The 7,483-nt window shown below is 67.8% G+C and carries 8 protein-coding genes and 2 tRNA genes; 6 read left to right on the forward strand and 4 right to left on the reverse strand.

Annotated elements, in window-relative coordinates; translation table 11 throughout:
- The first annotated feature begins 76 nt into the window (after positions 1-76).
- From uvrB to DCO49_RS08170, 3 genes are all read left to right on the forward strand, one after another.
- Positions 77-2,098, forward strand: a complete 2,022-nt coding sequence (uvrB, locus tag DCO49_RS08160) for an excinuclease ABC subunit UvrB (protein ID WP_116863608.1) — start codon at positions 77-79, stop codon at positions 2,096-2,098.
- Positions 2,099-2,202: 104 nt separating this feature from the next.
- A tRNA-Val gene (locus DCO49_RS08165) sits at positions 2,203-2,277 on the forward strand.
- Positions 2,278-2,376: 99 nt separating this feature from the next.
- Positions 2,377-2,451, forward strand: a tRNA-Val gene (locus tag DCO49_RS08170).
- Between the two features lie 85 nt (positions 2,452-2,536).
- On the opposite strand, the gene DCO49_RS08175 is transcribed toward DCO49_RS08170, so the two are convergent.
- From DCO49_RS08175 to DCO49_RS08190, 4 genes are all read right to left on the reverse strand, one after another.
- Positions 2,537-3,016 carry a hypothetical protein gene (locus DCO49_RS08175; protein ID WP_116863609.1) on the reverse strand — a complete coding sequence of 160 codons (480 nt, stop codon included), beginning with the start codon at positions 3,014-3,016 and terminating at the stop codon, positions 2,537-2,539.
- 69 nt (positions 3,017-3,085) lie between these two features.
- Positions 3,086-3,352, reverse strand: a complete 267-nt coding sequence (locus tag DCO49_RS08180) for a hypothetical protein (protein ID WP_116863610.1) — start codon at positions 3,350-3,352, stop codon at positions 3,086-3,088.
- A 153-nt stretch (positions 3,353-3,505) separates the two neighbouring features.
- On the reverse strand, positions 3,506-3,793 hold the full coding sequence (locus tag DCO49_RS08185) for a hypothetical protein (RefSeq protein WP_116863611.1): 288 nt from the start codon (positions 3,791-3,793) through the stop codon (positions 3,506-3,508).
- Between the two features lie 32 nt (positions 3,794-3,825).
- Positions 3,826-4,593 carry a MipA/OmpV family protein gene (locus tag DCO49_RS08190; protein ID WP_116863612.1) on the reverse strand — a complete coding sequence of 256 codons (768 nt, stop codon included), beginning with the start codon at positions 4,591-4,593 and terminating at the stop codon, positions 3,826-3,828.
- Positions 4,594-4,737: 144 nt separating this feature from the next.
- On the opposite strand from DCO49_RS08190, the gene DCO49_RS08195 reads away from it, so the two are divergent.
- From DCO49_RS08195 to DCO49_RS20390, 3 genes are all read left to right on the forward strand, one after another.
- A complete protein-coding gene (locus DCO49_RS08195) occupies positions 4,738-5,409 on the forward strand; it encodes a response regulator transcription factor (protein WP_108768409.1) in 672 nt (223 codons plus the stop codon).
- Position 5,410: 1 nt separating this feature from the next.
- Complete coding sequence (locus tag DCO49_RS08200; protein WP_116863613.1) at positions 5,411-6,754, forward strand: HAMP domain-containing sensor histidine kinase; 1,344 nt, start codon at positions 5,411-5,413, stop codon at positions 6,752-6,754.
- Positions 6,755-6,822: 68 nt separating this feature from the next.
- Positions 6,823-7,483 (forward strand): ComEC/Rec2 family competence protein (locus tag DCO49_RS20390; protein ID WP_116863614.1); only part of this gene is annotated, 661 nt, incomplete at its 3' end.

A 7,483-nucleotide genomic window follows, 5' to 3' on the forward strand; every position in this document is an offset into this window, starting at 1 on the left:
CGGTGCAGGGCGTTTCCTCAGCCGGCCGTCACCGAACCGGCCGCTATAATCACCATTCCCGGGACCTGGCAATACCATGAGCGACAGTTTTCAACTCGTCTCGCCGTATTCACCGGCGGGCGACCAGCCCAACGCGATCGCGAAGCTGACTGACAATTTCGAAGCGGGCATCGCCAAGCAGACGCTGCTGGGCGTGACCGGTTCGGGCAAGACCTACACCATCGCCAACGTCATCCAGAACGTGCAGAAGCCGACGCTGATCATGGCGCCGAACAAGACGCTGGCCGCGCAGCTGTATGGTGAATTCAAGGCGTTCTTCCCGCACAACGCGGTCGAGTACTTCGTCAGCTACTACGATTACTACCAGCCCGAAGCCTACGTGCCTTCGTCGGACACCTTCATCGAGAAGGACAGTTCGATCAACGAACACATCGAGCAGATGCGGCTGGCGGCGACCAAGACGCTGCTGTCGCGCCCGGATGCGATCGTGGTGGCCACCGTGTCGGCCATCTACGGCCTGGGCGCGCCGGAAGATTACCTGTCGCTGCGCCTGATCCTGTCCAAGGGCGAGCGCATCGAGCAGCGCGACCTGATCAACCACCTGACCCAGCTGCAGTACACGCGCAACGAGTACGAGCTGCAGCGCGGTACGTTCCGCGTGCGTGGCGAAGTGATCGATGTGTTCCCGGCTGAATCGGACAGCGAGGCCCTGCGCATCGAACTGTTCGATGGCGAGGTCGAGAAGATCACCCTGTTCGATCCGCTCACCGGCGAGACGATCCGCAACATGCAGCGCTTCACCGTCTACCCGAAGACCCACTACGCGACCACGCGCGAACGCGTGCTGGCCGCCGTGGAGACCATCAAGGTGGAGCTGAAGGAGCGCCTGGAGCAGCTGTACGCGGAAAACAAGCTGGTCGAGGCGCAGCGCCTGGCCCAGCGCACCCAGTTCGACATCGAGATGATGGCCGAGGTCGGATTCTGCAACGGCATCGAGAACTACTCGCGGCACCTGACCGGCAAGAATGCGGGCGAGCCGCCACCGACCCTGTTCGACTACCTGCCGCCGGACGCGCTGCTGGTCATCGACGAATCGCACGTGACCATTCCGCAGATCGGCGCGATGTTCAAGGGCGACCGCTCGCGCAAGGAAACCCTGGTCGAGTTCGGCTTCCGCCTGCCGTCGGCGCTGGACAACCGGCCGCTGCGCTTCGAGGAATGGGAGGCGCGCTGCCCGCGTGCGATCTACGTGTCCGCCACGCCGGGCCCGTATGAGTACCGCGAGACCGGTGATGACATCACCGAACTGGTGGTGCGCCCGACGGGCCTGATCGATCCGGTGGTGGAAATCCGCCCGGTCGGCACCCAGGTGGACGACCTGATGAGCGAAGCCAACGAACGCATCAAGGCCGGTGACCGCGTGCTGGTCACCACGCTGACCAAGCGCATGGCCGAGAACCTCACCGAGTACCTGACCGAACATGGCATCCGCGTGCGCTACCTGCACTCGGACGTGGACACGGTGGAGCGCGTGGAGATCATCCGCGACCTGCGCCTGGGCAAGTTCGACGTGCTGGTGGGCATCAACCTGCTGCGCGAGGGCCTGGACATGCCGGAGGTCTCGCTGGTGGCGATCCTGGATGCGGACAAGGAAGGTTTCCTGCGTTCGACCGGTTCGCTGATCCAGACCATCGGCCGCGCCGCCCGCAACGTGCGCGGCAAGGCCATCCTGTATGCGGACAAGATCACCCGCTCGATGCAGGCGGCGATCGACGAGACCGACCGCCGCCGCGCCAAGCAGGTCGAGTACAACGAGGCGCACGGTATCGTGCCGCGTTCGGTGGCCCGGCCGATCGTGGACGTGCTGGAAGGCGCGCGCTCCGATGCGGCCGAGAAGGAGTCCCGCAAGGGCAAAGGCAAGGGCAGGGCGGTGGCCGAGGACGCGGCCGATTACCGGTCGATGTCGCCGGCCCAGCTGGCCACCCGGCTCAAGGCGCTGGAGCAGCAGATGTACCAGCATGCCAAGGATCTGGAGTTCGAAGATGCCGCCCGCGTGCGCGACCAGATCCGGCAGCTGAAGGAGGCCAGCCTCGGCTGAACACGGTAGCGCGGCGATCTTCACAAAAGTGTTGCGCTTACCTGTCGGCATCCGTAATATACGCGGCCTGCACCGACGCAATCGCGGAGATGCAGAAGCAAAACGGGCGGTTAGCTCAGCGGTAGAGCACTACCTTGACATGGTAGGGGTCACAGGTTCGAACCCTGTACCGCCCACCACGAAGTCCCTTTCAGAGGGGCTGTCGTGACCTGAAAAGCCCGGCCCTGGCGCCGGGTTTTTACGTAGCAAGGCCAGCCTTCGGGCGGCACGAACAAAATGGGCGGTTAGCTCAGCGGTAGAGCACTACCTTGACATGGTAGGGGTCACAGGTTCGAACCCTGTACCGCCCACCACTTGCTCCCGGCATTGCCGGTGCAGCGGTGGAAACAGGAAAGCCGGCCCGATGGGTCGGCTTTTTTGTTGTCTGGCCTCCGCCCCTCAGAACTGGATCATGCTGCACATCCGCACCGGTCGCTCGCTGCGCACCAGGCCCTTGTCGGTGCGGCACTGGCGCACGCGTTCCTCGGCCTTGCTGCGGCACTCCGGGCACAGCGCGGCCAGCGCGCTGTCCTTGCCCTGCGCCGCAGTGCAGACGCGCTGCGCGTGGTCGGCGCGGGCATCGATGGCTCGCTCCGGCGAAACAGCCTCGCCCATGGCATTGACGAAGCGATAGTCCGCGAACGGCTGCGGCAGCGCGCATTCCTGCCGGGCATTTTCCACATACGCCGCCTCCAGCTGGCGGCGCAGCTGCGCGCCCTGGCGATCGCAGTCGGCGACCAGTGAGCGCGATGCGGCAGGCGTCAGCTGTGGGTTCGCGTAGACCGGGCGGGTGCGGATCTCGCTGCCGAACGGGCAGCAGGCGGCAAGCAGCACGACGGCGACCAGCAGCATCAGGTGGGCAACGATCCGGGTCTTCATGGCGCATCCTTTCGACAGGGCACCATGCTGTCACCGGGCGTGCCGGCGAGGATGAATCGCGGCTGGCGATCAGTGCGCGGCAGATGCGCCCACACTGAAGCGATGACGCAGCTGCCAGTGGCCCTGGACCTGGTGCACCACGTCCAGGGCATGCGTCTTCCCGCCTGCGCCGCGCTCCCAGCGCAGCATGCTGTCCTGGCGCAGGCGCAGCTGCAGGCAGAGATCGTCGGAGCTGGCCGGGGTCAGTGCTGCAGGGAGCGCCTGGCCCGCATCCGGGCCGCCGCTGCCGACGCTGGACAGGACCGCGTGCAACAGCAGCAGGGCAAGCATCGGCATGGCGCGGTCCTCCGGAGAAGGGAGTCCAGCGTGTCACCGGCGCTGGCGGATCGATACCGGCATGCGACGAAGCGGGGAAATGTGCGTGCCAAGGGCTCGCTGAGGGGATGAATCCGTGCGCTGGCGGGCTGATCCGCGCGCCAGCAGCGCCGCTCAGGCCGCGGCGTAGACTTGGCGGAGGTTGCGAAGCGTCGACTGGCGGTGCGCCGTGGCGCAGGGCTCGTCCATCTCCAGTTCCTGCAGCCGCAGGCCGACCAGGGTCATCGACAGGGCATAGCCGCGGGCCGCATCGGCAACGCGCGACAGGCCCAGTGCGCGGCGCACCAGCGCGTCGATGTGGGCCCGGTCCGGCATCAGGCCGAGGTAGGCCTGCTCGGCACTGTCCAGGTCGGGCGCGCGCAGGATGGCCTGCGCATCGGTGGGGAAGGAGACGGAGGCCATGGGGGTGTCCTTGTCCGTTGCAGGGCGCGTGATCAGAAGGCGCGCATCAGGGAAATGAAGGCGGAGTTCTGCGCGCCGCGGCGGGCCATCGGACTGTCCTTGACCGCATCGCCGAACCATTGGCTGGCGACCACGCCGGTGGCGCGCCACTTCGTGCCCAGCGGTGTGCTGACCGCGATCTGCAGGCCCGGCGAAGTGGCGCTGCCCTGCGAATAGGCGGCCAGGCCGGAGCGCAGGGCCTCCTCGTCGCTGATGCCGTAGTAGTAGTCGATCAGGCGTGCACTGCTGTGCACCACGCCCACGCGCGGCACCCAGGTGAAGCGCCCGGCCTGGATGGGATAGCTGTAATACAGGCTGGATTCGAGGCCGCCACCGTGGCCGCTGACCTCGCGCTTGACGCTGGCCGACAGGGCACCCCAGTCGGCGCTGTACTCGGCGCTGACGCCGGCCATGGCCGACATCTGCCGGCTGTGCAGGCGGCGCAGCTGCGCATCGTTCACGTCATCGGTCTTGAAGCGCAGCGTGTACGGCGTGACCACCGCGGAAACGCGCAGGCCCTGTTCCTTGTAAAGATACATGCCCAGCGAGCCGGGGCTGGCATAGAAGCGCTTGCCCTGCCATGCCAGCGCCGGCACCACCAGCGGCTTGTCATCGTAGTGCGCGTACGCACCGGTGGTCGCGCCGAAGGTGATGCCGGCCTGCACGCCCGGTGCCTGTTCCTGGGCGCTTGCCAGCAGCGGCGTGGAGAGAACGACGGTGCACAGCAGGGGGCGCAGCAGGGCAGGGGGCAACGGGAGCATCGAGGGGCACTTTGCAGGGAACCGCGTTGCATCCTGACCGTGCAACATTGTCGGAACATTGCGCCACGGCAATGTCCGCGCAAAGGCCTCATTGGTGCCCGGCAGGCACTATCATCGGCAGCGTTGCCGGTAGCCGAGCCCACGATGCGCATCCTCCTGGTGGAAGACGATCCCGATCTCTCGCGGGCCCTGCAGTCGGGCCTCGAACGGCAGGGCGTGGTCGCCGACGTGGTCGGCAGCCTGGCCGAGGCGGCGCTGGCCCTGCGCGAACCCGTGCACCAGCTGCTGCTGCTCGACCGCCAGCTGCCCGATGGCGATGGCGCCGGTTTCGTTGCCACCGCGCGTGCGCTGCGGCCGAACATCGCGGTGATCATGCTGACTGCCAAGGGCACGTTGTCGGACAAGGTGGAGGGGCTCGATGTCGGCGCCGACGACTACCTGGTCAAGCCGGTGGCGATCGAAGAACTGATGGCGCGCATCCGCGCGGTCTCGCGACGGCCGTCGGCGATGGTCACGCCGAGCCTGCGGCTGGGCAACTTCGAGTTCGATTTCGAATCGCTGCAGGCGCAGGTGGATGGCCAGCTGCTGACCCTGCCGCGTCGTCAGGTGCTGGTGCTGCAGGCGCTGGCGATGCGCCAGGGGCGCACGGTCACCCGCAGCGCATTGGAGGCGGCGGTGTACGGCTTCGACGACGAGATCCAGTCCAACGCACTGGATGCGCACATCTCCAAGCTGCGCAAGGCGCTGCAGCAGGCGGGCGCGGGCGTGGAGATCCACGTCATCCGCGGCGTCGGCTATCTGTTGGCGGAGGCCTGAGATGGCCCGGCAGATCCGTTCGATCACCCTCGGCCTGGCCTGGCGCCTGTTCCTGGCGCAGGCGTTCACCGTGCTGTTCGCGGTGGTGGCGCTGATCCTGACCTGGGGTGACAAGGAGTCCTGGAACATGGACATGTTTACCGCCGAAGACGTCGCCAAGGCCGTGCACAGCGACGGCGCGCACCTGGTGCTGGACGAGCCGCGCTGGCAGGCGTTGAACGCGCGCGCCGGTGGCAACCTGTGGTTCGTCGCCGTCGATGACCGCGGCATCTGGCTGGAGCGCGGCAAGGTGCCCGCGCTGCACGCACCGCTGCTGGCGCGGCTGCCGGCATTGGGCGCAACGGAAGTCGGATCGCTGGTGCCGCCCTACCTGGACGTGGCGCGGGTGATGGTGCGCATCGAGGAGGGACGTCGCATCACCGTGATGGCCGGTGGCGCGCCCAAGGGCGGGCTGGTCGATGGCGCGCTGATGGTGCTGCGGCTGATCGGCTTCTGGTTCTTCCTGCCGCTGATCGTGGTGACCCTGCTGGTGATGCCCACCGTCATCCATCGTGCGATGCGCGGGGTGCGCCGGCTGGCGCAGCAGGCCAAGGAGCTGGACATCGGCCAGCCCGGTGCGCGGTTGGACGAACAGCTGGTCTCCACCGAAGTCGCGCCCCTGGTGAGTGCCTTCAACGATGCCATCGACAAGGTGCAGCAGGGCTACGCCGCGCGCGACAAATTCCTGGCCGATGCCGCGCACGAACTGCGCGTGCCGATCGCGGTGGTGCAGGCACGGCTGTCGCAGCTTCCGCAGGGTGAACTGAAGTCGCAGCTGCTGACCGACGTGGCGCGGCTGGGCAACGTCGCCGAGCACCTGCTCGACCTGCAGCGCCTGGACCGCAACGTCAGCACGCTGCAGCGGGTCGATCTTGCCCACGTGGTGCGTGAATCGGCGGCCGAGCTGGCACCGCTGGTGGTCGGTGCAGGGTATGGCTTCGAAGTAGATGCACCGGAAGCACCGGTCTGGATCCAGGGTGATGGCCTGGCGCTGGGCCGGGTGATGGCCAACCTCGTGCACAACGCCATCGTCCACGGTGGCGGCCGCGGCACCATCTGCGTGCGCCTGGATGCGCAGGGGCTGCTGGAGATCAGCGACCAGGGTGCGGGCGTGCCGGTGGGTGACCGCGAAGCGATCTTCGAACCCTTCCATCGCCTGCGTGCCGCCGGCAGTGGCAGCGGCCTGGGGCTGCATCTGGTCAAGGAGATCGTGCAGCACCACGGTGGCACGGTCAGCGTGGCCGAAGCGGTCGGTGGTGGTGCCAGCTTCCGGGTCAACTTCCAGCGCGCCACCCTGCACCGCTGAGCCTGCCCACAGCGGCGCGCGGGCTTGCCTGATAGGCAGCCCTGCCATCGCGCGGCGACGCTGCGCCCATGCGCACCGTTGCCGTGGTTGCCCCCCTGCTGGGCCCTGCCTGCGCCGCCGGCCTCGTGCTGGGGGCGCTGGCCTGCGTGCTGCTGCCGGCATTGCCGCCGCGCTGGCTGTGCATCGGCCTGGCGCTGCTGGCCCTGCCGGGGTGGGTGTGGCGGTGGCGCGGACGTGCATTGGCCGCCACCGTGTTCGGCCTGGCCTGGGCCGGCTGCCACGGGCACCTGGCCCTGCAGCAGCAGGTTCCGGCGGCGGCGACGGCGCATGATGTGCGGGTACGGGGGCGCATCGCCGACCTGCCGTTGCGGCGCGATGACCACAGCCGTTTCCTGTTCGACGTGGCCGAGGCCGAAGGATGGCCGGCGCTGCAGGGGCAGCGCCTGCAGGTCAGCTGGCATGCGCCGCGTCGTTCCACGGTTCCCGATACCCCGCGCGGCACGCTGCACGCCGGTGCCCATTGGGAGCTGTCGCTGCGCGTGCGGCCGCCGCGTTCACGGATCAATCCGGGGGGCTTCGATGCGGAACGCCATGCGGTGCTGCAGGGCCTGGCCGGCGGCGCCAGGGTGCCCACCCGCATGGCGATCAGTCGGTGTACGACACGCTGGTGCGTCTGGCACAGCCGTTCTCGCTGCGTTACATGCTGGTCGATGGCCAGGGTAACTTCGG

The sequence above is a fragment of the Stenotrophomonas sp. SPM genome, from assembly GCF_003105135.1.
Lineage (GTDB): Bacteria > Pseudomonadota > Gammaproteobacteria > Xanthomonadales > Xanthomonadaceae > Stenotrophomonas.